This window comes from Myxococcales bacterium (assembly GCA_016706225.1).
GTDB lineage: Bacteria > Myxococcota_A > Polyangia > Polyangiales > Polyangiaceae > JADJKB01.
Window position 1 is genome coordinate 573,064 of sequence record JADJKB010000024.1, and the last position, 26,032, is coordinate 599,095.

Sequence of the window (26,032 nt, forward strand, 5' to 3'; positions counted from 1 at the left end):
TCAGCGATCACTGAGCACCTGAAGCTGCGCGCTCTGCACCCAGGCTTCGGTCGAGCCCCAGTCGATGCGCGCGAGATCCCCGCTCCGTTCGCGGACGAAGAGGCTGGTGCCTTCGGGCATGGAGACGTGCTCCGGGACGCCACCCTTCTGCACCAGCGGTTTGCCGGTGTCGTCGAGCAGGCGTGCGTCACTGACGACGACCACCGCGAGGTGGGACGTCAATCTGTAGTGGCGCGCGGTCAGCGCGAGGCCGCCACACACGGCGAGCAGCACCCCCCCAATGCTGGCGACCGTGGTTGCTGCCAGGCGTTGGCGGTCCACTCGCGCCATCAACCGCGCCGCAAGGCCCACGCTCGACAATAGCGAACCGAGGGCCGCGAGGATGGTCCAGACCGTCTCCGACAAGAGGCCCACGACGGCCCTTCCCAGCGTGGTCTTCGCGACGACGGGGTCGGCCCCCTGACGCGCGCGCCGGCGCGAGATCTCCCCGCGCACACGCTCGAGAGCGCGCTCGGCGTTGCTGTCGCTGGGTCGAAGCAGCAGTGTCTCCTCGAGCGCCGCCGCGGCGCGCCCGAGGTCGCCGGCGCGCGCGTTCGCGGAACGCGCGCGGGCGACGTAGGCCGCAGCACGGTTGTAACTCGCGTCGGGGTGAGCGAAGCCGCTGTCCGCCAGCGATTCCATGCGGTCGATGGCGTCGTCGTGCGCGCCGCGCTCGAGGCTTGCGAGGGCGTCGGCGAACAATTTGTCCGGGCCCGCGTCGGCCGCGCTCGCGGCGGCTGCGGTCAAGAGCGCGCCGACACAGGCAAGCAGCATGACGTGCCGACTCCGCTTCATGTCTTGCCCGCGCCGCGAGCGATGGCCTTCACGATGGTCTGCGCGCGCGCTACCAGGTCAGCCGCACCACCCTCGACTTCGCCACCGGTGAAGCGCAGGTCGTCGCATCGCTCGAGCAAGATGACGATGTCGTCGACGAGCCCTGACGCGAGCCCGTGCTCCGCGAGTTTTTCAGCCAGCTCACTCTTCAGGACCGCGCGCGCCGCGAGGCCCGTCGCTCCCTCGAGCGCGAGCAGCACCGCGCGTTCGCTGGCGGTTGCGGCTCCGGCCTCGTCGCTCTTTGCCAGGGCCTCGCGCGCGTCGGCGAGCGCGCGCGCAGCGAGGGAGCCATGGCTCGCTTCGCGCTCGCGCAGCCTCACGGACAGGCGCTTGCCGAGTCTTCTCCCGGCTCCGGCCAAGACCACCCCGAGCGGCGCCAGAAAGATCGCCCACCAGAAGCGGGCGTCGTCGGACAGGAGAAATCGCGTGCCGCCCGCGGCACCCAGGCTCTTGCGCGGGGTCATGGCGTCGGCGATCGCGTCGCCCTCGGGCGCGGTCAGCGCGGCCACGTCGGCGCTCGGCCGGACCTTGATCGTGCCGAGGGGTGCGCTCGCGACATCGTACGACTCACGTTCGGGATCCCAGTACGGTAGCGCGAGCTCACCGAGGTCGATGTCACCGGGTGTATCGATGCGGACGACGTAGGAGAACTTTCGCCAGCCCCCGATCCGCGAGCCCCGCGGTTCGATCTCATCGACGGTGGTGGGCTCCAGCCAGGTCACGCCGGTCTTCTGCGGCGTCTTCAGGGTCAGTGGCAGGTTGCCCGTGCCCTCGAGCTTGGCCACCACACTGATGGCGTCCCCCGCCGCGATCTCTCTTGGCTCGACGTTCACGCTGAGCGCGTAGCGCCCGACGTCGCCCGCTTTGTAGCCGGGCGGCCGCCGCTCCAGCGGGGCTTCGACGACGTCGATGGCGAGGGGGGCGCTCATGCGAATCAGGCCCTTGTGCTGCCCCGAGCTCGGGTAACCTCGCCCATCGAAGCCCATGCGCATGGCGCCGATCGTGAGCCGGCCGGTGCGGATGGGGAACAACGCCAGCTCGCGCACCTTCTTCGCGTGCCAGGTCTCGCTGCCGATCGGCACGCGGAACATGGTCTCGCCGTACGAGTTCTCGAGGATGGTGTGCGCCAGGAACGCCTCACGGCTCGGCTCAGAGGTGTTGGTCTCGCGAAATGGACCGCGCAGGCCGTAGGCGTAGATCTTCAGCGTGACCTGTTCACCGACGACGACCCGTGTTGGCGTGGCCACGGCCCGCAGAAAGGCCACGGGCTCTTCGGGCTGAGCAATCCGCAGCTCTTCCGGAAACGGAGGCAGCTCTTCTGCCGGCACGCCATCGTCGCTGCCGAACCCGGGCAGCCCGGGGAACCCGAACCCGAACGGATCGAGCGGATCACGATGTCGCGGGCGCGGCGTCGCGCCGGGCGGCACGACCTGCACTTCGATCACGTCGCCGGTGGCGCGTCTTCCCGCCACCGTGACGCTGGGCGGTCCGAGCCGGTAACGTCCTGGTTTGGCGATCTCGAGCGTCCAGGTTGCGCTGATGCCAAAGCGCTGCTGAAAGCTTCCGCCCTGCAACGTGACCTGTTGCTGCATCGCAACGCTGGGGCCGCGGGCGCTAACCCCCGAGGGCACGGGCAAAGCCGGTCCCTGGGGCAGCGACGTGCCCTTGTCGGTCATGGCGGTCAGCGTGACTGTGAAGCTCTCACCCGCCTCGACGCTGCGGCTCGAGATCTGGGTCTTGAGCGTGGCGGTGGTCTGGGCAAACGACGGCGTCGGGGTGAGCGCAACGAGCCCGAGGAGCAGCGCCGCGGAGAGCGCGCGCACGAGCCGAGCCACGCTCACTTGTCCTCCATGCCGGTCCGCACCTGGCGCTGAAGCGCGCGGTTCTTCGCCGCTTGCTGCTGCAGCGTCGGCGCGCGCTCCAGCATGTCCAACATGCGTTCGTCCTGGTTGGTGTTCGAACCCTGCTGCGGCTCTGGCTGCTGCGGCTGATCTTGTGGGTCCTTCGGGCCGCCTCCGGCGTCCGAGCCGGCGTCCTGCCCGCCGTCCTGCCCGGAGCTCTGGCCGCTGCCGTCGTCCCCGGCGTCGCGTCCCCCATCGTTGCCGCCGTCCTCGCCTCCGCCGCCGTCGCCGGAGTCATCGCCCGCGTCCGGTGAGCTGCCGTCGCCGCCTTCGGGTTTTTGTTCGTCGGAAGCGTCGCTCGAGTCCGGCTGGGCCTCCTGGCTCGCGTCCTTCTTGTTGTCCTCGTCCTCGGCGCGGCGGAGTGCGATGGCGCGATTCCAGGCGGCGTCGCGCCCGATCAGATCTCCCGCGTCGTCTGCCATACCGGGGATCAACTTGAGCGAGCGATCGTAGTGGGTGACCGCGTTGCGGTAACGCTGACGCAGGAACTCCAGGTTGCCCGCGAGGTAGTGAGCCCGCGCGCGCAGATCGATGGGCACACTCGGGTCGAGCGCGATCAGCTCGACGATCTTGAGAGCGCAGTCGACCTGATCGCTGCGGGACGCCAGCGCCGCTTCTTCGGCTGGTGATAGGCCCGCGTCGCCGCCGTTCGGCTCGTCACCGAAGCGTTTGCCGAAGGTCTCGGCGATGGCAAACAGCCCGAGGCCGAGGTCGAAGCTGGCCGCGGAGCGCTGATGAACGCGGTCGTTGCTGCCGATCTGCCCCTGTTCACACGAGCCAGTGGACAGGTACTCACCGAGCAGCCCGACCGCCGCCTGGGCATCCCCGGCGTCGAGCGCACCGATGGCCTCGTCGACGCTGGGGGAGTTGCGTTCGAAGAGGCGATCAGCTCCGCCTTGGCAGCCCACCGCCAAGAGCAGGGGCAAGAGCGCCCCGCTGCCGACCGCGGCCAGAGTCTTGACCGACCGGCCGCGGCGAATGCGCTTCTTGCCCGGCGGCGGCAGACGCGCCGGTCGCGCACGCCGGGGAGTCTCTGGCACGAAGGTCTCGACGAACAGGAGCACGAGCGAGAGGATCAACGGCCACAGGTAGACGTCGGCGTAGACGGTCTCGACTCGCTCACTCAGCTCGCCCGTCATCATCTTGCGCAGCGACGCCGCGATGGTCCGGATCCCGGTCGAGCCCGCCTCGCTGCGGGCCACGTTGCCGCCGCTCGATTCTGCGATCTTGGCTAGCTGCGCCTCGCCCGCGACCGAGAGCTGCGTGGTCACGGGTTTGCCCTCGGAGTCGGTGCGCCAGCCGATGATCTCACCTGATTCGTTCACCTCGGGCAGGCGCTCGGGGGTGCGTCCGCCGATCTGAACGACGTGGATGGTGACCTCGTCCTGGGCGGCGGCCTGCGCCACGCTCACCGGATCACCCTCGAGATCTTCCCCGTCGGTCACCAGCACGATGACCTTTTTGTGCGTGCGTGACAGCGGGTCACGCCCGAAGAGCTCACGCGCCGACTCGAGGGCGCGAGCGATGGCCGTGCCTCCGACCGGCATGTCGTTGGGTGAGAGCTGGCGGAAGAACTGGGCGACGGCGCTGCCGTCACTCGTCATCGGGAACGCCATCGGTTCGCCGGCGAAGGCGATGGCGGCGAAGCGCGCCCCGGGCAGATCGGCGATGAGCTGCGCCACCTCGGTCTTGGCGCGGGCGATGCGGGACGGCTTGACGTCCCGCGCGTGCATGCTCTTCGAGTAGTCGAGCACCACGATCACGTCGAGGTTGGTGGCGGGGATGATGCGTGTGCCGCGCCCGTACTGCGGCTGTGCCGCCGCGAAGAAACCGAACGCGACCGCCAGCACCAAGAGCGCACCCTTGAATGCACGGCGTGCGCTCGGTTTGCCCGTCAGCAGCTCCGAGACGAGCGCCTCGTCACCGAAGCGGCGAACGGCGCGGATCAGCAGGAACCCGCCGGCGACGAGCAGGCCGGCCACGACCAGCGAGAGCGCCGTTCCGAACAGCCAGACCGGCTGAGCGAACTTCACGGGAACCTCCGCAGGAGCAGCGCGCGCAAGATCGCGTCGAGCGCAATCAGCAGAACCCCGGGCAAGAGCAGGAACCGGTACATGTCCTCGAAGCTGGAGATGCTGGCCTCGAAGCGGGTCTTCTCCAGCTTGTCGAGCACGTCGTGGAAGCTCGCCTGCAGCTTGGTGGCGTCACTCGCGACGTAGCTGTCACCGCCGGTCTGATCGGCGAGTTTCTTCAGCAGCTCCGGGTTCACCGGGAACGGCACCGTCACGTAGCGGGGTTGACCGAACAGGTCGAACCCGTCCTGCACTTCGGCCACCTCACCACTTCCGATCTGGATCGTGAACAGCTTGGCGCCGATGAGGTTGGCCAGGTGCGCGGCGTATTCCGGGGAGATCTGCCCGGCGTTGTTGTCGCCGTCGGTCAGCAGCATCACGGCCTTGCTCTGGGCCTGGCTGCGGCGCAGCCGGGCCACGGCGACCCCCGTCGCGTCGCCGATGGCGGTCGCGCTCCCCTCGATGAGCTTGAGCTCCATCTTCGAGACCAGGGCGTCGAGCAGGTGATAGTCGAGGGTCGGTGGAGACAAGACGTACGCCTCCTTGCCGAACACCACCACGCCGATGCGATCGGTCTTTCGCCGCGAGATGAAGTCGCGGATCACGGCCTTTGCCACGTCCAGCCGGGTCGGGCGAATGCGCCGATCGCGCTCGCGCGGCATGAACTTGGCCAGGTTCTCAGGCACGTTGTCGATCACCGCTTGCATGGAGCCGGACAGATCCAGGACCAACACGATGTCGATGCCGCGCTCGTTCTTGACCTCGGGGTTCAGGGTGTTGATGGGACGTGCGAGCGCGAGCACGAACAGGGCGAGGCCGACCGAGCGGAAAGCGCCCGGCACGTCCCGGAGCCACACGTGCCAACCGACGGGGCCGACGGCAAACGGAGCGAGCGTGCCGAGCCGCAGGCGTGGAGTGCGGCGGTCTTCACCGAACGTGGCGCGCCAGAAGACCAGCGGGACGAGCACGAGCAGCGGCAGGAACCACCAGTTCTGCCAGGTCGCGCTCAGCAGCTCCGGGCCGCGCAAGAGCGCCGGGTAGAGCAGACCGAGCGCCAGACCCGCGAGCAGCGCCAAGATCAGTACCGCGACGCGCTGCCAGCGACGGCCAAGCCCGCTCTTGGGTCGAGGGCGCGGGCGCCGCAGTTCGCTGGGCTGACTCGAGCGCGGCCTCACGGTGCCCTCGCTTCGTCCGGCTCGGCGGGGGGCGGCGGCTCGGCGCCGGGCGGCGGGAGCCGCGGCTCGGTCAGCAGGGGCACGGTGCGGCGCACGATGTTCTCGGCGCGCTCGAGCGCCTCCCGGCACTCGTCGGCGCTCGGGGTGAGCCGGGCGAATTTCACGAGATCCGCGTGGCGCAGCGACTCCTCGATCTCCGGCAGCACGACGATGGCTGGAATGACCCGGCGCAGCACGCTCAGCATTTCGCGGGTGGTGCTCTCGAGCCCGTCGAAGCCGTAGCGATCGCCACAGTATTTCCGGACGATGTGCGACACGCGGGCGTAGTGCTCGGAGAAGCGTTCGTTCTTCACCAGCTCTCGCGCGCGCAGATCGACCAGCTCCTCGATGGCCACCTCCCAGGGTGGACGTGGTGGGATGGGCGGGGGTTCGGGTTTGGGTCGGGCGCGCCAGCGGCCGACCAACCAGGTCAAGAGCGCGCCGACCAGGAGTGCGATCAGGGCCGCCACGGCGACCTGTTTTGCCGCGGTCCACACCTCGCGCTGCGGACGCGGCGCGGGGTTTTCTTTTGGCATCGCGTTGGGTGTGCTGGCGATGGGGTCGTCGACGATGATGGCGTGCGGCGCCGTGCACAGAGTGACGACCTCACCGCTCGCACGCGCGATGGCGAGCGGCAGGGGCGGCAGCTCCAGCTCGTGACGGCCGGGTTTGGGCGGGAGCAGCACGAGAGGGATGCGCACCGTGCTCTTCGCGGTCTCTCCGCTCGGCACGACACCGATGGTGGGCCCCGCTCCGCCGTCGGGATCCGGGAGCGCGAAGCCTGCGCGCTCGAGCACGCGGGCGGCTTCGCTGTCGAGCTCGAGTCGGAAGCCGCCGGGCAGGACGGTCTCGCCCTTGCCATGCTCGAGGCCGAGCTCGAGGGTGGCCGCGTGCCCGCTCGTTCCGTGGGTGGGGAACTGCTCACTCAGCTTCGGTCGAGGTTTGCCCTCTGGCCAGCGCTCCGTGCAGGTCGCTGTGACCCGACCGCCCGCGCCGGCGTCCGCAGCTGTGCCTGCGTCCGCGAGGGCGCTGGCCGGCGAAGCCACGATGAGCAGGGCGAGCACACGCGCCTTCACACTCAGGGCAGCCTCCGACAGATTGCGCTGATCGTGTCCATCTCTGCGAAGCTCTTCGGAAAAAACCGGCGCTTGCTATAGCTCGACCCGCTTGCCCAAGACAATCTCGCGGCCATTCCTATTCCGACGCGCCGGGACTCTCGGGGATTTGCGCGGTACCCACGCTTGCCCCCTGCCGATGCCCGGCGGCTCGGCGTAACCTAGCACCATGGGCGCGGGTCTCAGGGCGGAGCTCGAGCGCCGGGGTTTCGGCCTGCGCGAGCCGGTCGGCAGTCTGGCGCTCCTCGGCCTGATCCAGGCCGCGCCGTTTGCGTTGCCCTCGCCCTATCTGGACCTGTTGCGGGTCACGAACGGCGGGCACGGCAGCGTGGCGCAGCCCGATGCGAGCGCCACGTCCCGCCGCCGCCCCATCTATGTGACGCCCGCGGAGCGAGTGCTCACCGAACACCGCGGCTGGGACTTCGACGAACACACTCCCGACCACTTGCTGTTTGCAGCCGATGGCGAGGGAGCCTTTTACCTGCTCGACGCCGGCGGTCGTGTGTTCACTTGTCGGAGCGCGGAGGTGTCGACGCCTGCGCTCTGGTCGATTGACTGGCAGCGGTTCGAGGACCTCGTGTTCGGGCTCGGCGGGTGACGAGCCCGCTCAGCGTCGCAGGCGTTTTGCCCGTCGCGCGAACAGATCTCGGAGCGGCTTCACGTACGGTTGGTCCGTTCGGATCACCACGTGGTCCAGCCCCAGCTTGCGGAACACCTTGATGTGCTCCGCACGCATCGCCCGCATGTGGTGGGCGTAGTGCGCACGCACGCGCGGGCTCGAGGTGTCGACCACGACGCTCTCCCCCGTCTCGAAATCTTCGAAGGTCGCCAGCCCCACGTCGGGTAGCTCTTCGTCACGCGGGTCGAGCAACATGCACGGGATGACGTCGTGACGGGCGGCCGCCAGGGCCAGCGTTCGTTCGTAGCCAGTGGCGTAGAAATCCGAGAGCAGGAACGCGACGCTGCGCCGCCGCGCCACGTTGTACAGCGTCTCGAGCGCGACGCTGAGATCGGTCCCGGTGCGCTCGGGCTTGGCGCCCAAGATCTCTCTCACCACCCGCATCACGTGTTTCTGCCCCTTCTTGGGCGGGACAATTTTCTCGATCTGATCGCTGGTGAGGATCAGCCCCACGCGGTCGTTGTGTTTGATGGCGCTGAACGCGCACAGCGCCGCGACCTCGGCGGCCAGCGCGGCCTTGCTGGAGCGCCGTGTGCCGAAGCTCTCGCTGGCGGAGAGATCCACCACCAGCATGACCGTCATCTCGCGCTCTTCGACGAAGACCTTCACGTAGGTCTCGTTCATGCGCGCGCTGACGTTCCAGTCGATGCTGCGCACGTCGTCCCCCGGCTGGTATTGCCTCACCTCACGGAAGGCGAGCCCTTGGCCCTTGAACACCGAGGTGTAGTTGCCCGACAGCTGCTCGGTCGCGAGCCGGTTGGTCGTGATCTCGATCTTGCGCAGGGCTTTGATCAGCTCTTTGGGGATCACGGGAGGCCTCTTTTATCACGCCGGCGGGGCGAGCTCGCGCCGGGCCTCTTCGTACTCGCGGCGCAGGCGTGAGACCAGAGCCGCCGCGCTCGGCACCTCGTGGATCGCCCCCACTCCTTGACCGGAACCCCAGATGTCCCGCCAGGCCTTGGCCTTGGCGCCACCGCCGGAGCCAAAGCTCATCTTCGACGGATCACTCTCGGGCAGTGCATCGGGGTCTAGCCCGGCATTCGTGACGGAAGACCGCAGATAGTTGCCGTGCACCCCGGTGAACAGGTTGGTGTAGACGATGTCGGCGGCGGTCGAGCTCACGATGGCCTGTTTGTAACCCTCGGGTGCGCTGGCTTCTTCCGTGGCGATGAAGGCGGAGCCGACGTAGGCCAGATCGGCGCCCAGTGCGCGGGCGGCGAGCACCGAGCGGCCGTTGGCGATGGCCCCGGCCAGGGCCAGCGGCCCCGGGAAGAACTGCCGGATTTCCTGGATCAAGGCGAAGGGCGAGAGGGTTCCGGCGTGGCCACCCGCGCCGGCGGCGACGGCGATCAGCCCGTCTGCACCTTTGTCGATGGCCTTCTTGGCGTGCTTCAGGTGAATCACGTCGTGCAGCACGAGCCCGCCGTAGTCGTGAATCGCACGGTTCACGTCCTCGCGTGCCCCGAGTGAAGTGATCACGATGGGCACCTGGTGTTTCACGCACAGCTCCAGATCGTGAAGCAGACGGTCGTTCGATTTGTGCACGATCTGGTTGACCGCGAACGGAGCGGAGGGTGCTTCCGGGTGCTCCGCGTCCCAGCGAGCCAGCTCTTCCTTGATTTGCCCGAGCCAGCTGTCGAGCAGCTCGGGCGGTCGGGCGTTCAGCGCCGGAAACGCGCCGATGACCCCGGCTTTGCACTGCGCCACCACGAGCTTGGGCGTCGAGATGATGAACATCGGCGCGCCGACCACCGGCAGCGTGAGGCGCCGGGCAAGGGATTCGGGTAACGACATCGAGGCTCGGGGAATGCCCCACGCCGAGCCGCGACGTCAAGCTACTTTGCTGATCCGGTCCCGACCGAGCGCGTTCGCGACGGCGGTGCGGAACTCGTCCGGCGAGAAGGGCTTGTGCAGGTAGGCAGCGGCACCGGTGTCGACCTCGCGGGCGACCTCGGCGTCGTTGGAGAAACCCGACATGTAGAGGACCGGCGCTCCGTTCGTCAGGCGGCGGAATTCGCCGGCCAGCGTGGCACCATCCATCTCCGGCATCATCACGTCGGTCAGCAGGATGTCGATGCGCGCGGCGTTGGCGCGCGTCAGCTCCAGAGCTTCGGATCCGGTGCGCGCAATGAGCACCTCGAAGCCGGACTTCTGCAGCAAGCGCCGAGCGATGCGCGCGATGGCCGGTTGGTCGTCCACGACCAGTGCAACGCCCGCGGAGGCTGGGGGAAGAACGATGCCACCGGAGGGGTCGTCGCTCTCCGCGTAGCCCGGAGCGGTGGGTTCGATTGCGGGCGCGAGCTGTGCCGGGTCGAGCCCCGCCTGGCTGGGCGCTTCGAGCGCCTCGAACTCCGCCGGGGTGGGCAGGCAGGGCAGGTAGACGCGGAATGAAGCTCCCTCACCGACCCGTGTGTGGACGAGGACGTCCCCCCCAGCGCGCAGGGCCATGCGCTGCACACTCGAGAGCCCGAGCCCGGTCCCTCCGCGCCCGGCGTGGGTCGTGAAGAAGGGGTCGAAGATGTGCGGCAGCACTTCGGGGGCGATGCCGGGGCCGGTGTCGGTGACGGAGAGCACCACGTAGTCCCCCGGGGGCAGCGCTACGGACGTCGGGGCCCCGGGGCCGATGCTCGCGCGCGCGATCGTCACCTCGACTTTGCCACCGTAGGGCATGGCCTCCCGCGCGTTGACCACCAGATTGACCAAGATCTGCTCGACCTCCGCCGGTGCCATCTTCACCCACAGGTGCTCGGCGGTGGTCATCGTGCAACTCACGTCCTCGGGTAGGAGCCGCGACAGCACGGCGTCGAGCTCGTGCACCGCCATCCCGATGTCGAACATCGAGGTCTCGGTCGCGTCGTTCGCCCGGAACGCGAGCAAGCGGCCCACGATGGCAGCGCCGTTCGATGCGGCGGCTTCGATCGCCTGCACCTCGACCGCGAGTGGGTGCGCCGGACCGAGCTCCTCGAGCAAGACGCGGGACGAACCGCGCACGATGGTGAGCAGGTTGTTGAAGTCGTGGGCGACGCCGGCCGCGAGGTGTCCGACGCTCTCGAGACGCTCCTGTACGGCCACCCGGTGCTGCGCCTCGGCGCTGTCGATCGCCACCCGTTCACGCACCGACTCGTACGCTCGACCGATGAACGTGAGCGCCACGACGAACGCGCTCAGCGTGACGAGATCCTTCACGTCGCCTTCGACACCTTCGACTCCGAGGGTACGAAGCAGGCCGAGCACCGCGAACCCCAGCAAGACAAACCCCGTCCAGGCGTAGGCAGCGCGGCGAGTCCCGCTGAGGGAAACGACCAGCGGGATCAGCGCGCTCCACATCAGCACCGTGGGGACGATGCCGCCGTGAGTCCAGGCCACGCTGAAGAGGGCAACGGCCAGAGCGCCTCCGACGGTGCTTCCCGCCGCAATGACCGAGACCCGACGGCAGACGTACGGAACGCCGAGGAACGCCAGCCCCACCGCGAGCAACACGACCGCCGCCCAGGGCTTCGAGAAGGTGAGCCACTCGCGTAGCGCGAACAACGGGCACAAGATGCCCCCGAGCAGGCTCCAGAGCAGCAGGAACCGGGCGCGGCGCAGGGCATCCGGGTCGGAGCGGTCCGACTCGGGCACTAGCCGGTCTGCGAAGGGCAAAAGACGCATTTTCGTCTACCGACACAAACGGTCGATTGCCCGCATTTCTATAGCCCTTCAGATTCTTGCGGTGCGACCGTAGAGCCTGAAGCCCGAGACGGGTCTCGGTGAACGAGGCCGCCCCCTGGGCGGTCTGGGTGTGGGAGCGCCTGGGCCTCGACTCAGGGGTTGGCGGAGAACACGAATGGGTAGCTGACGACCACGTCGCCGCCGCCGGTCGGTTTGGGGAAGCTCAGGGTGTTGAGCGAATTGAGCACACAAGCGTCGAAGCCCTTCACGCCGGAACTTCGGATGATGGCCGTGGATTTGACGCCGCCGTCGGCAGCGATCACGAAGCGGGTCGCGACTCGGGTCGAGAATTTCGGGTTCGAGCGCAGGGCCACCAGATGGCAATATCGGATGCGCGCCAGCCTTTGCCGCACGATGCGCTCGATGATTTCGCTCGGGAGGCCACCGTGCACGGCGGCGGGGCCGGACGTCACCGTACCCATTTTGGCTCTCGTCGGCGCGTGGCCCATGCCCGCCCCCGTGAGTCCACCGCCCGATTGACCCAGACCGGAGCCGGCGAGGCCGGCGCCGCTGCCCAGGCCGAGCACCCCGCCGAAGGCCCCACCGTCGAGCGCGCTCAGCCGGCTCAGGGCGCTCGGGCTGCGAATTGGTGGGTCTTCCGCGCTTGGACCGTCGTCGTGCGAGCTCAGCTTTGCGCCCTCGTCCGCGCCTTCGTCGGCGGGGCCCAGCGGTGATATTTCGATGGCGTCGGCTTCCGTCTCCTCCGCTGCGGCCGACGCATCGGGCACGTCAATCACAGCGACGGGTGCAGCAGACGCCATTTCCGGCGTGCGAGCGCCGCCGCCACAGGCGGTAGGCCCGAGCCCCGCCAGGGCGGCGGTGAGCCCGACGAACTTGGCGACGTTGATGGACTGCACGGGGCTCATCTTACGCGCGGAGGGTGGGTGCGGCTTCCCTCGCGGCGTCGAATACTGCTGGCCCCACCACCTTCGCATCGGACACACTCCCCGCATGCGGTCCGCGTTCTTCGGCTGGGCGATCTTCGGCTTGCCTGCGGGCGGTACGGTGAGGGGCCTGTCGTATCTCGCACTCGGCGCCTTTGGCAGCGTGAAAGCGGAGCTGGACGGCGCGCTCGCCAAACGCGCGCCGTTTGGTGTCATCGACGTGCCCGCCGCCGACGTGAAGCTGACGTCGCAGAACATCGCGATCTCGGGCTGGGTGCTCGACACGGTCCACGTGAAAGACGTCAAGGTGCAGAGCGACGGCCTCGACGCGGTGACCCTGCCCGTGAACCAAGCGCGGCCCGATGTCTGCGCGGTTTACCCGATGTACGATGGCTGTCCCGCCGTCGGTTACGCGGGCAGTGTCCCGGTGGGCGGCCTCTCGGCTTGCCCCCATCTCCTGCGCGTCGTGGCGACGGAGCCGGACGGGAATTCGCGCGTGCTCGGTGAGCGCGTGCTCATGCCCTGACACGGACCGCTCGCGGTGTATCCTCGCCGCGAACCAATGGCCGAGACCCGCCGTCAGGAAGTCGGACGCGCCGTGGTTGCCGCGGCCATCGCGTCCGGCATCACGGTCGCGCAGCTCGTCGGGGCAAAATCCGCCCGCGACGCGCTCTTCCTGTCACACCACGACGTGACGCGGCTCCCGGAGATGATGGCGGTGGGTGCCGCCGTGTCGCTGGTTGCGGCGGTCTTTGCGGCGCGGGCCATGGCGCGCTGGGCGCCCGCCAAGGTGGTTCCGGTCGTGCTGGTGACCAACGCCGCTCTCTACGCCGTCGAGTGGTGGGTCGTGACTCACTCGCCTGCCCACGCTGCGATCGCGCTCTACCTGCAGGTGGCGTTGCTGGGGTCGACGCTGTCGGCCGGGACGTGGGCGCTGATCAACGAGTGTTTCGATCCTCACACGGCAAAGCGCGTCGTGGGTCGCATCGCGATGGGTGGCACCCTCGGCGGAGCGGTCGGAGGGCTCCTGGGCTTTTGGCTCGGCCGCGGAGGCGGAGTGCCGGTCATGCTCGGAGTGCTGGCCGTGCTGAACCTCGCCGCAGTCGTTCCTCTGCGCGCGCTGGGACGCCGCTCCAAGGCCCAGCCCGCTCCGACTCGCGCCGGTCCCGCGCATTCCGGGTTCGACGTGTTGCGGGAGCATCCTTACTTGAGGCAGCTGGCGCTGCTGGTGGTGCTGGTCGCCGTGACCAGCGCGTTGCTCGACTACGTCATGAGCGCACGCGTCGTGAGCCACATCCCGAAGGGCCCGGAGCTGATGGCCTTTTTCGCGGTGTTCCACATGGGGGTGGGGCTCTCGTCCTTTGCCATCCAAGCCCTCGCCACTCGCGCCGCGCTCACGCGCATCGGCCTGGCGGGGACGATGTCGATCTTGCCAGCCTCCGTGATCGGGGCGGCCGGGCTGACGCTGGCCATTCCCGGGCTCGCGAGCGCCGTCTTCGTCCGCGGAGCCGACGCACTCGTGCAGAGCTCGCTCTACCGCGCGGCCTACGAGGTCGCTTACACGCCGGTGCCGCGCCTGCAGAAACGTCCCGCGAAGATGCTGATCGACGTGGGCTTCGACCGGGTTGGCACCGCGCTGGGCAGCGGTCTGGTGCTCCAGATCCTGCGGAGCGTCGCGCAGGTCGAGCTCGTCCTGCTCGTCCTCGCACTCGGTGTCTCGGTGCTGTCCCTGCTCACGGCCATGCGACTGCACCGCGGCTACGTGTCCGCACTGGCTCAGAGCCTGAAGCGCGGCGCCGTCAGGCTCAGTGAGCGTGACGTGCTCGACGCGACGACTCGACGTACCCTGGCGGAGACGGCGGGACTCGATCGGAAGAAGCTGCTCGAGAGCATCGAGCGCCACCGTGCGAACGCGGCCATCGACTCCGAGCATCCGCCGTCAGGCTCACACTCGGAGGACCGGCTCGAAGGTCTCATGCCCCACGTACGCGAGGAGGGATTTGGCTCCGCACCACTGTCCCTGCGCTTTGTGCTGACCCCGGACCGGGACGCGCCGAGCGAGCTCAGCCAGGCTCTGGACGATCTTCGCTCCGGCTCACCCGAGCGGGCTCGTCGTCACCTGACCCGCGATGGGGAGCTCGAGCTCGAGCTCGTACCCGCCGCGATCGAGCTCCTGGGCAACGACGCTCTGTCGCGTGACGCTCTGCGCGCGCTCCGCCGCTTGGGTCCGCGCATCACCGGACAGCTCGTCGACAATCTGCTGGATGTGCAGGTCAGCGTCGTGGTCCGCCGGCGGATCCCACGTGCGCTCGAGACGAGCCGGGATCCGCGTGCAACCTCCGGGCTCATCGAGGCGCTGGCTGCTCCCGAGCTCGAGGTGCGCTGCCAGGCGGCGTTCGCGCTGCAGCGCTTGTCCGCTTCGCCGGGCGCGGCAGAGCTGCCGACCGAACGAGTCTTTTCTGCCGTGCGCCTGGAGCTCGAGCAAGGGGCGAAAGCCTCACGCGAACAGGGCGATGACGAGGGCGCGCGCGCGGCCGCGCTCGCGTTCGTCGAGCAGGCGATCGTCGTGCTGTCGTTGGTGCTCGAGCGCGAGCCGCTCAGCTTGGCGTACCGCGCGCTCGGCAGCGCAGACGAGGGCCTGAGGGGGACCGCGCTCGAGTACTTCGAGACCGTCCTGCCCGAAAAACTGCGCGCTACGGCGGTGCCGCTGCTCAGTCGGCTGGTACCGCAGGGCGGACCCAAACGGGACACCGCCGCGCTGCGCGACGAGCTCTTGAAGTCCCGAAGCGGTTGAACGCATGCGCGCCGAGACGGCCTCCGGCAAGCTCAGGCGCTGTCGAGCAGACTGCGGATCTTGTCGAGCAACTCCGACTTCTGTAGCGGCTTGCCGATGAACTGGATCCCCGCTTCGAGCACACCGTGATGCACGACGGCGTTCTCGGTGTATCCCGACATGTAGAGCGCCCGGAGCTCCGGCCGAAGTGTCGCGAGCCGGTCGGCGAGCTGTCGGCCGCTCATGCCGGGCATGACCACGTCGGTCACGAGCAGGTGAATGTCGCCGACGTGCTGTTCGCAGAGCAGCAGGGCTTCACCGCCGTTCGCTGCCTGGAGGACTCGGTAGCCCGCGCCGCTGATGATGCGCGCGGCCAGCTTGCGAACGGCCGGTTCGTCTTCCACGACCAACACGGTCTCGGTCCCGCGGCGTGCGGCCGTTTGCACCACGGGCGGTTTGATGGAAACCGCTCGACCACTGACGGGGAAATGAAGCTTGAAGCTCGTGCCGCTGCCGGGCTCGCTGTAGACCCAGATGTGACCGCCGCTCTGCTTGACGATACCAAACACGGTCGACAACCCGAGGCCAGTGCCTTTGCCCGGGGGTTTGGTCGTGTAGAACGGCTCGAACAGATGGGAGCGTGTCTCCGCATCCATGCCCATGCCGTTGTCAGTGAACGCGATCCGCACGTGGGGTCCGGGGGTCACCGAAGCGTGCGCCGCCGCGTACTCTGCGTCCAGCATGACGTTGGCGGTCTCAATCGTGAGCTTGCCCCCGTCCGGCATGGCGTCGCGCGCGTTCACCGCGATGTTCATCACGACCTGCTCGAGCTGACCGGGGTCAATCTCGATGGTCTCGAGCCCCGGGGCCAAGCGAGTCTCCATCTCGATGTCCTCCCCGAGCAGACGGCCGAGCATGTTACTCACCCCCGCAACGACGGTGTTGACGTCGACAATCTCGGGCCGCAAGAGCTGTCGACGACCGAACGCGAGCAGCTGCGCAGTGAGCGCTGCCGCCCGCGTCCCGGCGGCGCGGATCTCCTCGACGTCGGCTCGCAGGGGATCATTCACATTCAGCGCTTCGAGCGCCAGGTTCGAGTAGCTGAGGATGACGGTCAGCAAGTTGTTGAAGTCGTGGGCAATACCGCCGCTGAGCCGGCCGATCGCCTCGAGCTTCTGGGTGGCACGGAGCTGGTCTTGCAAGCCCACGTTGGCGCGAGCTTGCCGCTGCAGCGCGATGAGATCCCAGACGCCGTCCAGAAACAGCTGCAGCTGCCGGACGTCGTCGTCCTGATAGGGTGTGGGTTTGTTGCCCACGCCCGCGACGACGGTCACCTTGTCGCGTTCCACCACGCAGGTGCTCAGGTGCCGGACCAGCGGGAAGTGGCCCTCCGGCAGGCCTTTTTTTCCCTCGGCTGTCGCGTAGTCGTTGTGAATGACGGGGCGCCTCAGCCGCACGCAGTCGGCCCAGATGCCGGCGAGGAGAGCGGGTAGTGGCGCTCGGTACCGACGCTGCAGTTCTGTAGGGTGCGCTCGGACCAGGTGTACAGGTGAGGTTCTGCTGATCGTCGTCGACGAAATGCAGATACCCGACCTCGCTGCCGGTGAGCGCGACCGCCGACTCCAGCGCGAAATCGATGAGCTCTTTTTCGTCCGCGGTACGCAGCCGTGCCAAGTCGTGCAGCGCTTGCAGCCGGGCCTCGTTGAGCCGGGCGCTTGCCTCCCGAGCCTTGGTCGCGACACCGTGCCAAAGGCGTCGGGTCCGGTCTGGAACGCCGAAATGCGAAAGTGGCGGCGGAGCGGCTCGAAGTACGCCTCGAAGGTCTCGGGTACGCCGGTCTCCGCCACACGCTGGTAAGGTGGACCAGAACGGCGGCCCGAGCTTCCGAAGGCCGCACTCGCGAGGCGACCGACGACCGCCGGAGGCGCTCAGCCCGGTGTGGCGAGTGAACGCCGGTTGACCGCGAGCACTCGGTGTCGTGGACACGCCCGGACGCATCGCGGACCAGCTCGTGTAGCGAACCCCTCATCATCGCGTCGAACAGCGCGCGGAGCTCGTCCTGCCTGGGCACGCGCGGGCAGGGTACCCCTTCTGGGGAGTAGCCGCATGAAAAGCATACGGGTTGCTGCGGTTCCGTTCAGTTGAGCGTATGCGCGGGGGCGCTCGAGAGCGCGGCGCTCTGCGAGGCCAGCTCGCCTGTCACCAGGCGCACTCGCTCGCGCACATCCAGTGTCTCGAGGGCGCGCTGGCGTAGCTCGGAGTCGATCACGAGATGCTGCGCGCAAGCGTCGGCCAGCTCTCCAGGAGTCGCGTCGGGCGGCAGGTGGAACGAGAAGCCCGCTTCCCGCCTCCTCACCTCGAACGCGAAGGTGGTGGCGGTGTGCACCAGGGCCGAGAGATCCGCCGCGGCGACCGCCGTTGCCACGTCGTGTAGCAGCGTCGCGCGCGCGCGACGGTAGGGGGCCTCGAACGGTAACTCCTCGAGGGACACCCGAGCCTGACCTACCAACAGCAGGTTGGAGCGGCCATCCGGCAGCGACTGGTGCTCCGTGATGAAACCCACGCTCGCGATGCGGGCGATGCCCGGATGGCCGTGGTGATCGACGGGGTGTGGGCTCGGCACCAGAACCACCGCCAGCATCCGGTGGGTCTCCAGGCAGGTGGCGAGCATCTTGCGATAACGCTGCTCGAAGACGTGCAAGGGGAGCGTGGCCTTGGGGAAGAGCACCACCCGTGGCAGGGGGAAGAGCGGCAGCTCGAGCAGCGCGGCGGCGCAGGTCTCTCGCTCGGGCCCGATCACGATGACAGAGCGTGTCATGTTGTTCGCGGCCCCGCCAGGCTTGCCAGCAGGTCGGCCTTGGGTCTGCTCAGGCGCAGGTGCTCGACGTTCGCCGGCCAACCGCTGGGGCGCCCCGACACAAGGGCAGGGCGGGTGCCAGTCCGACTACTTCTTCTTTCGTCGAGGTGTCTGCGCCAGCGCACTCGCAGCGGCACGCCGCCCGCGCGGAGTCGTTTTTCGCCGGTGAGAGCCCGGCCGGCGGCGCTGGCGGCCTTCGGCCCCGTTCGCGCGGCGCGGCCCGTCTGGGAGAGGGCACTTGCTGCTGCGGTCTTGCCGGCCTTGGTGGCCTTCGGATCCCGAAGGGTCTTCGCCGCCGCTGTGGCCGCGGTCGTTCCCGTTCGTCTCGTCTTCCTCTTCGTCTTCTTCGCGCTCACTGCCATGAGATCCTCCGATGAACGGTTCCGCGTCTCTTCCCAATCGTGCTGACGCGTGAGTCCCTGCACCCGAGCCTAGTCCCTCGCTGACGACGCCACCTCTGTGAAATGAAGCAGCGTCAACCTGCGGTGGCCACCCAGACTCCGTGCGCGCTGCTCGAGCGCCAATGCGCTTCACTCTCGACCCGACGCGGTCCACAATCGGCCGACCATGCTGTCTGCCCAGTGTCCGAGCTGCGGCGCGCCCGCGCCCGTCTCGCTCGTGACACCGGAGCTCATGGCCTGCAGTAGCTGCCACTACCAGGGTCCACCGAGCCCCGAAATCAGCGCGCAGCTTCGGCTTGCGGTCGCAGCTCTGTGGCAGATGGACGCGGCGGATCGCCAGCTCACAGGCGCGCAACGCTTCAACGTGAAGAGCGCGCGTTCCTACTTCGTGTTCATTGCCCGTCGGGCTCGGAGTGCTCTTGCCGCTCGTGTTGCTCGCTGGCGGCGGGGTCCTTTTCGTCGTCTCGGCGGGTCTTTCGAGCCTGCCCCCGTGCTCCTGGCGGTGACGGGGATGCTGCCGTTGGTGCTCGGGGGTCGGCGCCTCGGCCCTGGCGCTGCGCCATGTCTACCGTCGTGGCGTTGCGCTTGCGGAGCGCTGCGCCGCGGCTCCGCCGATCGCCGAGGGGCACCCGGCGAGGTGTCACGTCTGCGGTGGACCGCTCCAGGTCCAGGGCGGGCAGGGCCTCGCGCGCTGCGGGTTTTGTCAGGCGGACAACCTCGTCTCGGCCAAGCTGTTGTCCGGGTACGGAGCGCGGAGACAGGAGGCAGTCGGGCAACTCGTCGAGCAGGTGCGGGGCGAAGCGCGCGCCCTCGATCGCGGCGCGCTGTCGGCAGGTGCCGCTGCGTTTGGCGTCGTGCTCCTGTCACCCATCGTGGGGCTGGCGGTGTTCGTGGCAGCCGCCGTCATGGGGACGGCGATCGAGACGGGCCCGATATCCGACGCCAGGTATGCCTGGGTCCCGGTCGCCAACACCCGCTGCATCGCGCGCGTGAAGCACGAGAGCGGCGGTGACGTGCTCGAATTCGGGCTCGATCGCCCGGTCGGCACGCCCGAACGCATGCGCGCGCCCGCGCAGCTGAAGGTCGTACGCGGCGCCGATCTGATCGGCCAAGAGCTCGGTTTTCGCGCCTCGCGCCGGGGAAAGCTGAAACGACTCTACCGCACGGCATTGGCTCCGAGCTTCGACCGCGCCGAGCTCCAGATCGGAACGCAGCTCGAGTCCAATCCGCTGCCCGGCATGTGCGAAGTCTCGACCCGGCGCCGCACGGTTGCCCACGATGAGCGATTGGTGGACGTGTCCGTCGTACGCCCGAGCGGCGACCAGCTGTTGATTGCGGCCGGGAAGCTGCTGCTTGGTGTGCCGAAGGCCGGGGTGCCGTGAGCCTGGCGCTCGAGTCCAAGCAGGGAGCCATCCTGGATTTTCAGTCCAAGGGAGCCGCCCTCTACGTGCTTCGACTGGCGGACGACCCGGGCCACCCCGCGTGCTCGAGCGCCACGAAGGCGAAAAGGACCGAGCGCCTGGCCGAAGACATGTACTGCTTCGCGCTGGATGGGGACGAGGTCCTGATCGGCAAGACGGACGGTCTCTTCCGCAGCGACGGCGCTGTCTTTCGGCAGATCGACGAGACCCGCGAGGTGGCCCACATCCTGGTGGACGGTGACTTCGTGTACTTCACGGCGAGATCGGGCCCGGTGCACGAGCGAGTGCGTGCGACGGGCCAGACGCGTCTCATCAGCAACGTGATGGCGCCCTACGATCTGGCCCGGATCGGTTCATACTTGTACGTGGCCGATGGAAGATTGCGGGCGAGCTTCCTCCCGCTTGCGGGGGTGACCAGACCAGCATCGAAGGGCGTAACTGGAGCGCGAGGCAGGTGCGAGCCGACGGCAGCGCCGTGCCTTCGAGCTGAGCACCAGCGGCCGCGGCGGGGTGGCGTCGGTGATGCCCGGACGGAAAGACCTGACCGCGGCCAAACACTACGGCATCGACACCAACCAACCGAGTGCGTTCACAGTGGATGGGGGCGAGGTGTTCTGGGTGGACGAGAAGACGATCTCGAGCGAGCCGGTATCGCCGCCCTGAGCTCCCGCGGCGCCGAGGGAACGGCGTCATCGGACGGCTCGGCCACCGGCAATGAGCCAGCTAGAGGCAGCAGATCGTCGTTGCGCCGGCCACGTTGATGCTACCGGTGCTCGTACCCCCGGAGACTCCGCAGGCGCCAGGGTCGATGGAGAGCTTCAGGCTGCGGTTCAACACCGTCGGATCGTAAGCCGAAGTGCAGGTCTCGTAGACAGAGCTGCTCCGGGCCGCAAGTCCCGTTCGGGTGATCCTTCACCGTGGGGAAACAGAACGGCGTGCCGCACTTGCACGGCGAGCAGCCCCGGCTGTCGGAGGAGATGCTCTGCCCCGCAAGAGTCTGGTTCGGATAGCTGCTGGGACATCCCCAAGTTGCCGGCTCGGCGGATGCACACCTTGGGATGGCTCGTCGTCGGCGTGACGCAGCCCTCTGTAGAACAACCTCCGGCGCCTCCCAGAATCGGGCACAGCGCGAGTCGCTCCGAGAGAGAGGTTGGGCGCACATTTCCCGAGCCCGTGGTCTGCGCCGCGCAGGTTTGCCCGTTGTTGGTCGCGTAAGCGACGGTCACCCGCCCAACGCGGCCTCAGTCATGGCGTACGGCGTGCAAGACGTGTTCGTGGAGGACCATCGTCGAGGCCACTTTCCCCGCGCTGCAGTTTGGGGATCCATGGTGCGTGACCGTGGCGCTCGCGGTGCACGAGCCGGACCCCTTGCAGCTGCACGTCACCGCCGTGCAATCGGCGTTCGGGGCGTCGACCGCGTAGGTCACGACGGGCGTCGTGCCCCCGGGCATGGGGGGGCGGCCGTGGGGCCTCCCGGTCACATGAGCGCCGGCCCGGTCCAACCAATGGGGACGTTGGGCACGCACTTCGACGTCGCGCACTCCGTGTCCGCGCAGTCGATCTTCTGGTCCCCGTCGTCGTCGATACCGTTGCCACAGATCTCTCCGACGTTGCCCCCGCCCGTCCCGCCAGTGCTTCCGCCGGCGCCGGTTCCGCCCGTCGCACCCGACCCACCCGACGCTCCCGTGCCGCTCACCGCCCGCGCCGCCGCCCGCGCCGCCGCCAGCGCCGCTCACCGCCCGCGCCGCCGCCGCTCACACCGCCCGCGCCGGCAGTTCCGCCTTTGCCACCGGTGCCGGCGTTGCCACCGCTGGCAACGCTGCCGGCGTCCGCTCCCGGTGCGTCATCGAACTCGCCGTCGATGCCGAGCACGGTCGAGCACGCGGTGAGCAGCACCGGCAGCGCGAGTCGCAAGCTCCGGCGCATCGCTGAAATCCTTACTCGGGTTCGCGTCGCAGGCAAATCTGGAAGTCTACTCGGCCTTCCGGCTCGGCGACGTCCGCGCCCGCAGCCGACGACCGCCCCGACCGAGCGCCATTGAAGCCGAGGTCGTCGCTCAACACGGGCGTGGGACTTGCCAAATGCCTCCATGGCTCGACACTGCGCAGATGACGGCGCTGAACGCCGCCTTCGTCGCGCTGAACCCCGTACATTGAGCGGGTCCGGGAGCAAGTCCTGTTCAAGAGGGTACGCGGCATTGGGGAGGGCCTCGTCTCCCGGATGCTTAGCATGACAAGCTTTTCGTGGCTCGAGGATCGGCGCCTTCGGCGTCGTTCGGACAAGGCTCATCGAACACAGCGTTGGTGCGAGCGGCGCTCGCGGGTTAGGGAACCTCGATCACCTCGAACACCCGCTTCACAATCTGCTCCGCGGTCACCTCTTCGGCCTCCGCTTCGTACGACAGCACCATGCGGTGGCGGAGCACGTCGGGGCCGACGGCCTTGACGTCTTCGGGGGTCACGTAGCCGCGGTGGCGCAGGAAGGCGTGGGCGCGGGCCGCGAGGTTCAATGCGATGCTGGCTCGGGGCTGGCGCCGTATTCGATTAGCGGGGCGAGATCCTTCATGCCCTTCTTCTGCGGCTCGCGGGTCGCGAAGACCACGTCCACGATGTGGTCCCTGACCCGGTCGTCCATGTAGACCTCGCGCACCACTCGGCGCGCGTCCACCAGCTGCTCGGGGCTCGTGCTCTGTTTCACCGTGGCGGGGACGAGTCCGGTCATGCGATCCATGATCGTGCGCTCTTCCTCGCGGGTCGGGTAGCCCACCTTGATCATCAACAGGGAAACGATCGATCTGCGCCTCGGGCAGCGGGTACGTGCCCTCTTGCTCGATGGGGTTTTGCGTTGCCATCACCACGAACGGATCGGGCAGCTTGTGGGTCGTGTCGCCGATGGTGACCTGGTGCTCCTGCATCGCCTCGAGCAGCGCGCTCTGCACCTTGGCCGGCGCACGGTTGATCTCGTCGGCCAGCACCAGGTTCGCGAAGATCGGGCCCAACTTGCTGGAGAACTCACCGCGCTTCTGGTCGTAGATCACCGTGCCGATGAGGTCCGCCGGCAACAAGTCGGGGGTGAACTGCACGCGAGAAAAGCTCGCCTGGATTGCGTTGCACACCGTGCGCACGGTCAGCGTCTTGGCCAGGCCGGGCACACCCTCGAGCAACACGTGGCCGCCACACAGGAGGCCGATCAAGATGCGCTCGATCATGTAGGTCTGGCCGACGATCACCTTGCCGACCTCGGCCATCAAATCGTCGATGAAGGCGCTCTCCTTCGCGACCAGCTCGTTCAGTGCACGGACGTCCTGCATGGGCTCCTCGGGGCTCCGGCTATACCTCGACCAACGAGGCCGAGACAATCTCGGGCTCAGTCCATTCCGCAGCTCGGCTTTCACTCTGGATCGGCGGCCTTCGGCCCCCGGAAGCGCTCAGGACACTCGAGCCCGGAGCCACCGGTCAGGTAGCCGGCCACGACCTTGACCTTCGAGGCCGTGGTCTTGGAGCCGGCCCACGAGGTGCTCAGGCGCTGGCAGGTCTTCGTGAAGTGTCCGAGTGTGACCTCGACGTCGCCCGGGTCGACGTTGGCGAACAGCCCGATGCCCGAGGTGCTGGTCACCGTCAGGCTCTGATCGGGCAGGTTGTTTGCGTTCAGATAAAACGGCCCGCTGCCGGATTTCGGTGTGACGAGGCGGTCACGTTGTCTTGACCGGAGAAGTTTCCGGGTGTGCCCTGGAACGCCGTTACGAGAATGTGACCCTTCGCGGAGTTGATCGTGATGCCGACCAGACCCGCGAGCGCATCCGCTGCGCTGATGGTCGGCGCCAGGAACGTCCCACGCTCATCGGGCCCGCAACGGTGTGCACCGTGACGAGGGTCGGCAGGTAGTCCGTCTTGGTGTACTCGAGCAGCACGTCGGTGTTTGCCGGCACGCCGGTCAACAGGTAGTCGCCGGTGCCCGAGGTCTGCACGCAGGGGATGGCCGCGTTCTGGTAGACGCACACCTTCAGCCCCGCGACCGGAGTCTTTGCGACCAGGTCGACGATGCTGCCGGCGATGCTCGCTCCGCCTGCGTCGCTCCCGCCACCCGTGCCGCCGCTGCCGCCGGCCGCGTCGTTGCCCGCGTCCATTCCGCCGCTGCCCGACGTGCCGCCGACGCCGCCGGTTCCGCCCGTGGTGCCGCCGGTTCCTCCGCCGCCCGTCGCGCCGGTTCCGCCCGCGCCGCCGCTGGCTCGGCGCCGCCCGCGCCACCTCCGTCCACGCCACCCGAGGCGCAGGCCTCCTCCTCCTCCTCCGTCCGATGCAGCACAGGCAATGAACGCCAGGCCAGAGCCGAGGATCGTCAACGGGAGCAGAGTCGAGACGCGCTTCATGATGTTCGTTGTTGGCTTTCTGTGCCGGTCACGTTCAGCGACGGCAGCGCTTTGGGATTTTGACCTCGAGCTTGGTCTGATCGGTCTTCAGGCGACACTCGTCTTTGGTCTTGGTGCAGGCACCGACCTGGGTGTGAAGCTTGACCGCGAACTCGTCCCCTTCGGCGACGAAGAAACGATCCTTCTGGTTGCGAGCGGGCCAGTCGAGCTCCCGGACGCCGACGCCGAGCTCGAGCTTCTCGACCGCGTTCGCGTCTTTGGAGAGCGAGACCTCGCGCGGCTCGCGTTTGTCCTTGGAGGCTACGTCGCCCTGGCTGACGGGCGCAGCGTGATTGTGGTGGACGGAGTCGGTCGTGTCAGCCGTCGGGACACACGTCGTCTTCTGTTGCTCGACCTTGGCGACACACGCGGTGATGCGGAGGGCCTGGTGGCTCAGGTTCACCTTGCCTCGGCGCACCGAGTCGAACGAGTTGGGCGGCGCTTGTCCCAGCGGCGGCTGCCAACGGCACGGCGACGATGGCAGCGAGGATCGTGGCTTTCAGAGCACGCATGGTGGACTCCTCGGAGCAGTGGGGCCGGGTCCGGTTCCCGGCCCGAGTGGCGGGACGCCCTTGGAGCTGTCCCAACCCCGTTAGACGCGCCAGACGGGCGGCCTCTTCACGCTGATTTTGCCGGGATGCAAGCCATGGCGGTGATCTCCCCAGAATGACGCTGCTTTCGTGACGCGAGCCAAAGGTGATAGCGGGAAGAGATTGATGCCACGTCGTCGTCTCCGTGCACTTGGCCTGTTGCTCCGCTGGCTCGGTCCCTGGGCGCCCGGTCAAGCGCTGCCGCCGGGGTGTTCGGCGCGAGACCTGGCGGCTCCGCTCCGGTGATTTGCCCGGACGACGCGCGCGCGAGCTCGGCACCCGCCCGCGACCCGGAGCGCCGACGCGGCTCGAGGTCCGGGTGTTCGAGCCGCCGGGGGAACCACTCGGTAGTTACCTGGTGGCCCCGGGCCTGCACTTCGACGGCCCCGACGATCCCGCCTCGAGCGCTTCTGTCGCATCCTCGCGCACGCTGGGTTTCGGGTCGTAGCACCATCCTGCCCACCTACGCCGAGCTCGTGGCGCATCCGAGCGCCATCGATGATCTGGAGCTCGTGCTCATGGAGCTCGTGCGGCGCTCGCGCCCCGGTGAGAAGGTCACCCTCTTCAGCATCTCGTTTGGCTCGTGGCCGGCGCTCGAGGTCGCGGCGCGCGCTCAGAGCACGTTGATGCGGTGGTCACCTCTCGGGGCTACGCCGATTTCGCCGCCACGGTGCGGTTCTGTGTCGACGGAGTCATGCGACGTCCGGACGGGGATCGGGTCTTGACCAGGGATCCACTCAACCAGCCGGCGTTGTTCCTCAACCTGCTGCCTTGGCTCGAGGTGCCGGAGGCGGTGCATGGGGTGCTCGCCGAAGCCTGGCGTGAGATGACCTATCGAACCTGGGGCCTCATGGAGCTCAAGGCAGAGGACGACTCGCGCCGTTCGCGGCGGCCATCGTCGAGCGGGTGCCAGCGGCGCAGCGGAGACTTGTTCTTGCTCGGCTGTGGGTGCGATCCGGCGGTGCGCTGCTCGTGGAGCAAGCCCTCGAGGCGGGCCGGGCGCAACATCGACTTCGCCAATCGAGCACGGCGCTCACGCGCCTGCGCTCGCCTGTCGTCGTGTGCCACGGCCGCGACGACGACGTGATCCCTGAACGAAGCCGAGAAACTGCACGCGGCGTTACGCGGGCGCG

At 68.3% G+C, this 26,032-nt stretch carries 23 protein-coding genes and 2 pseudogenes; 6 read left to right on the forward strand and 19 right to left on the reverse strand.

The genetic code is table 11. The annotated features are described in order from the left end of the window. The 6 genes and pseudogenes from IPI67_38405 to IPI67_38430 form a co-directional block, all read right to left on the reverse strand. A complete protein-coding gene (locus tag IPI67_38405; protein ID MBK7586046.1) occupies nucleotides 1-834 on the reverse strand; it encodes a hypothetical protein in 834 nt (277 codons plus the stop codon). Next, nucleotides 831-2,714 (reverse strand): BatD family protein, encoded by a 1,884-nt coding sequence (locus IPI67_38410; protein ID MBK7586047.1) that lies wholly within the window; start codon nucleotides 2,712-2,714, stop codon nucleotides 831-833. Before IPI67_38410 ends, IPI67_38405 begins: the two co-directional genes overlap by 4 nt. Beyond that, nucleotides 2,711-3,778, reverse strand: a complete 1,068-nt coding sequence (locus IPI67_38415; protein MBK7586048.1) for a hypothetical protein — start codon at nucleotides 3,776-3,778, stop codon at nucleotides 2,711-2,713. Before IPI67_38415 ends, IPI67_38410 begins: the two co-directional genes overlap by 4 nt. Before the next feature lie 15 nt (nucleotides 3,779-3,793). Continuing rightward, nucleotides 3,794-4,807: pseudogene (locus IPI67_38420) on the reverse strand (VWA domain-containing protein). Then, nucleotides 4,804-5,991 carry a VWA domain-containing protein gene (locus tag IPI67_38425; GenBank protein MBK7586049.1) on the reverse strand — a complete coding sequence of 396 codons (1,188 nt, stop codon included), beginning with the start codon at nucleotides 5,989-5,991 and terminating at the stop codon, nucleotides 4,804-4,806. Before IPI67_38425 ends, IPI67_38420 begins: the two are co-directional and overlap by 4 nt. A gap of 26 nt (nucleotides 5,992-6,017) precedes the next feature. Further along, nucleotides 6,018-7,136, reverse strand: a complete 1,119-nt coding sequence (locus tag IPI67_38430) for a hypothetical protein (protein MBK7586050.1) — start codon at nucleotides 7,134-7,136, stop codon at nucleotides 6,018-6,020. A 208-nt stretch (nucleotides 7,137-7,344) separates the two neighbouring features. On the opposite strand from IPI67_38430, the gene IPI67_38435 reads away from it, so the two are divergent. Next, complete coding sequence (locus tag IPI67_38435) at nucleotides 7,345-7,773, forward strand: SMI1/KNR4 family protein (GenBank protein ID MBK7586051.1); 429 nt, start codon at nucleotides 7,345-7,347, stop codon at nucleotides 7,771-7,773. A 9-nt stretch (nucleotides 7,774-7,782) separates the two neighbouring features. Here IPI67_38435 and IPI67_38440 read toward each other — a convergent pair whose 3' ends face one another. From IPI67_38440 to IPI67_38455, 4 genes are all read right to left on the reverse strand, one after another. Beyond that, a complete protein-coding gene (locus IPI67_38440) occupies nucleotides 7,783-8,664 on the reverse strand; it encodes a DUF58 domain-containing protein (GenBank protein ID MBK7586052.1) in 882 nt (293 codons plus the stop codon). Between the two features lie 15 nt (nucleotides 8,665-8,679). Continuing rightward, nucleotides 8,680-9,648 carry a nitronate monooxygenase gene (locus tag IPI67_38445; protein MBK7586053.1) on the reverse strand — a complete coding sequence of 323 codons (969 nt, stop codon included), beginning with the start codon at nucleotides 9,646-9,648 and terminating at the stop codon, nucleotides 8,680-8,682. 36 nt (nucleotides 9,649-9,684) lie between these two features. Further along, nucleotides 9,685-11,505, reverse strand: a complete 1,821-nt coding sequence (locus IPI67_38450; GenBank protein MBK7586054.1) for a response regulator — start codon at nucleotides 11,503-11,505, stop codon at nucleotides 9,685-9,687. Between the two features lie 152 nt (nucleotides 11,506-11,657). Continuing rightward, nucleotides 11,658-12,422, reverse strand: a complete 765-nt coding sequence (locus tag IPI67_38455; GenBank protein ID MBK7586055.1) for an AgmX/PglI C-terminal domain-containing protein — start codon at nucleotides 12,420-12,422, stop codon at nucleotides 11,658-11,660. Between the two features lie 94 nt (nucleotides 12,423-12,516). On the opposite strand from IPI67_38455, the gene IPI67_38460 reads away from it, so the two are divergent. Both IPI67_38460 and IPI67_38465 read left to right on the forward strand, forming a co-directional pair. After that, nucleotides 12,517-12,975: a hypothetical protein gene (locus IPI67_38460; protein ID MBK7586056.1), complete on the forward strand. Its 459-nt coding sequence runs from the start codon at nucleotides 12,517-12,519 to the stop codon at nucleotides 12,973-12,975. Between the two features lie 36 nt (nucleotides 12,976-13,011). Beyond that, nucleotides 13,012-15,243 (forward strand): hypothetical protein, encoded by a 2,232-nt coding sequence (locus tag IPI67_38465; protein ID MBK7586057.1) that lies wholly within the window; start codon nucleotides 13,012-13,014, stop codon nucleotides 15,241-15,243. A 32-nt stretch (nucleotides 15,244-15,275) separates the two neighbouring features. Here the strand turns inward: IPI67_38465 and IPI67_38470 are convergent, their stop codons facing one another. Next, on the reverse strand, nucleotides 15,276-17,069 hold the full coding sequence (locus tag IPI67_38470; protein ID MBK7586058.1) for a response regulator: 1,794 nt from the start codon (nucleotides 17,067-17,069) through the stop codon (nucleotides 15,276-15,278). A gap of 290 nt (nucleotides 17,070-17,359) precedes the next feature. Then, nucleotides 17,360-18,040, reverse strand: a complete 681-nt coding sequence (locus tag IPI67_38475) for an LON peptidase substrate-binding domain-containing protein (protein MBK7586059.1) — start codon at nucleotides 18,038-18,040, stop codon at nucleotides 17,360-17,362. 1,228 nt (nucleotides 18,041-19,268) lie between these two features. Here IPI67_38475 and IPI67_38480 point away from each other — a divergent pair. After that, nucleotides 19,269-19,862: a hypothetical protein gene (locus tag IPI67_38480; protein MBK7586060.1), complete on the forward strand. Its 594-nt coding sequence runs from the start codon at nucleotides 19,269-19,271 to the stop codon at nucleotides 19,860-19,862. 561 nt (nucleotides 19,863-20,423) lie between these two features. Further along, complete coding sequence (locus IPI67_38485; GenBank protein MBK7586061.1) at nucleotides 20,424-20,564, forward strand: hypothetical protein; 141 nt, start codon at nucleotides 20,424-20,426, stop codon at nucleotides 20,562-20,564. 578 nt (nucleotides 20,565-21,142) lie between these two features. Here IPI67_38485 and IPI67_38490 read toward each other — a convergent pair. The 7 genes and pseudogenes from IPI67_38490 to IPI67_38520 all read right to left on the reverse strand — a co-directional run bounded on the left by IPI67_38490 (nucleotide 21,143) and on the right by IPI67_38520 (nucleotide 24,727). Beyond that, nucleotides 21,143-21,352 carry a hypothetical protein gene (locus IPI67_38490; protein ID MBK7586062.1) on the reverse strand — a complete coding sequence of 70 codons (210 nt, stop codon included), beginning with the start codon at nucleotides 21,350-21,352 and terminating at the stop codon, nucleotides 21,143-21,145. Between the two features lie 26 nt (nucleotides 21,353-21,378). Further along, entirely contained in the window at nucleotides 21,379-21,597 is a 219-nt protein-coding gene (locus tag IPI67_38495; GenBank protein MBK7586063.1) for a hypothetical protein, read from the reverse strand. After that, on the reverse strand, nucleotides 21,594-21,827 hold the full coding sequence (locus tag IPI67_38500; GenBank protein ID MBK7586064.1) for a hypothetical protein: 234 nt from the start codon (nucleotides 21,825-21,827) through the stop codon (nucleotides 21,594-21,596). Before IPI67_38500 ends, IPI67_38495 begins: the two co-directional genes overlap by 4 nt. A 397-nt stretch (nucleotides 21,828-22,224) precedes the next feature. Further along, nucleotides 22,225-23,211, reverse strand: a pseudogene (locus IPI67_38505) (AAA family ATPase). 80 nt (nucleotides 23,212-23,291) lie between these two features. Then, a complete protein-coding gene (locus IPI67_38510; GenBank protein ID MBK7586065.1) occupies nucleotides 23,292-23,516 on the reverse strand; it encodes a hypothetical protein in 225 nt (74 codons plus the stop codon). 124 nt (nucleotides 23,517-23,640) lie between these two features. Beyond that, nucleotides 23,641-24,270 carry a hypothetical protein gene (locus tag IPI67_38515; GenBank protein MBK7586066.1) on the reverse strand — a complete coding sequence of 210 codons (630 nt, stop codon included), beginning with the start codon at nucleotides 24,268-24,270 and terminating at the stop codon, nucleotides 23,641-23,643. A 34-nt stretch (nucleotides 24,271-24,304) separates the two neighbouring features. Next, the gene (locus IPI67_38520; protein ID MBK7586067.1) at nucleotides 24,305-24,727 is read right to left on the reverse strand and encodes a hypothetical protein; all 423 of its coding nucleotides are present in this window, start codon (nucleotides 24,725-24,727) and stop codon (nucleotides 24,305-24,307) included. 866 nt (nucleotides 24,728-25,593) lie between these two features. On the opposite strand from IPI67_38520, the gene IPI67_38525 reads away from it, so the two are divergent. Next, nucleotides 25,594-25,986: a hypothetical protein gene (locus IPI67_38525; GenBank protein MBK7586068.1), complete on the forward strand. Its 393-nt coding sequence runs from the start codon at nucleotides 25,594-25,596 to the stop codon at nucleotides 25,984-25,986. Nucleotides 25,987-26,032 lie beyond the last annotated feature (46 nt).

Coding starts and splice junctions, on each gene's coding strand:
- IPI67_38405 (MBK7586046.1), bottom strand. CDS start 834: ATGAAGCGGAGTCGGCACGTCATGCTGCTTGCCTGTGTCGGCGCGCTC.
- IPI67_38435 (MBK7586051.1), top strand. CDS start 7,345: ATGGGCGCGGGTCTCAGGGCGGAGCTCGAGCGCCGGGGTTTCGGCCTG.
- IPI67_38445 (MBK7586053.1), bottom strand. CDS start 9,648: ATGTCGTTACCCGAATCCCTTGCCCGGCGCCTCACGCTGCCGGTGGTC.
- IPI67_38450 (MBK7586054.1), bottom strand. CDS start 11,505: ATGCGTCTTTTGCCCTTCGCAGACCGGCTAGTGCCCGAGTCGGACCGC.
- IPI67_38460 (MBK7586056.1), top strand. CDS start 12,517: ATGCGGTCCGCGTTCTTCGGCTGGGCGATCTTCGGCTTGCCTGCGGGC.
- IPI67_38465 (MBK7586057.1), top strand. CDS start 13,012: ATGGCCGAGACCCGCCGTCAGGAAGTCGGACGCGCCGTGGTTGCCGCG.
- IPI67_38475 (MBK7586059.1), bottom strand. CDS start 18,040: ATGACACGCTCTGTCATCGTGATCGGGCCCGAGCGAGAGACCTGCGCC.
- IPI67_38485 (MBK7586061.1), top strand. CDS start 20,424: ATGCCCGGACGGAAAGACCTGACCGCGGCCAAACACTACGGCATCGAC.
- IPI67_38490 (MBK7586062.1), bottom strand. CDS start 21,352: ATGCCCGGGGGCACGACGCCCGTCGTGACCTACGCGGTCGACGCCCCG.
- IPI67_38500 (MBK7586064.1), bottom strand. CDS start 21,827: ATGCGCCGGAGCTTGCGACTCGCGCTGCCGGTGCTGCTCACCGCGTGC.
- IPI67_38515 (MBK7586066.1), bottom strand. CDS start 24,270: ATGAAGCGCGTCTCGACTCTGCTCCCGTTGACGATCCTCGGCTCTGGC.
- IPI67_38525 (MBK7586068.1), top strand. CDS start 25,594: ATGCGACGTCCGGACGGGGATCGGGTCTTGACCAGGGATCCACTCAAC.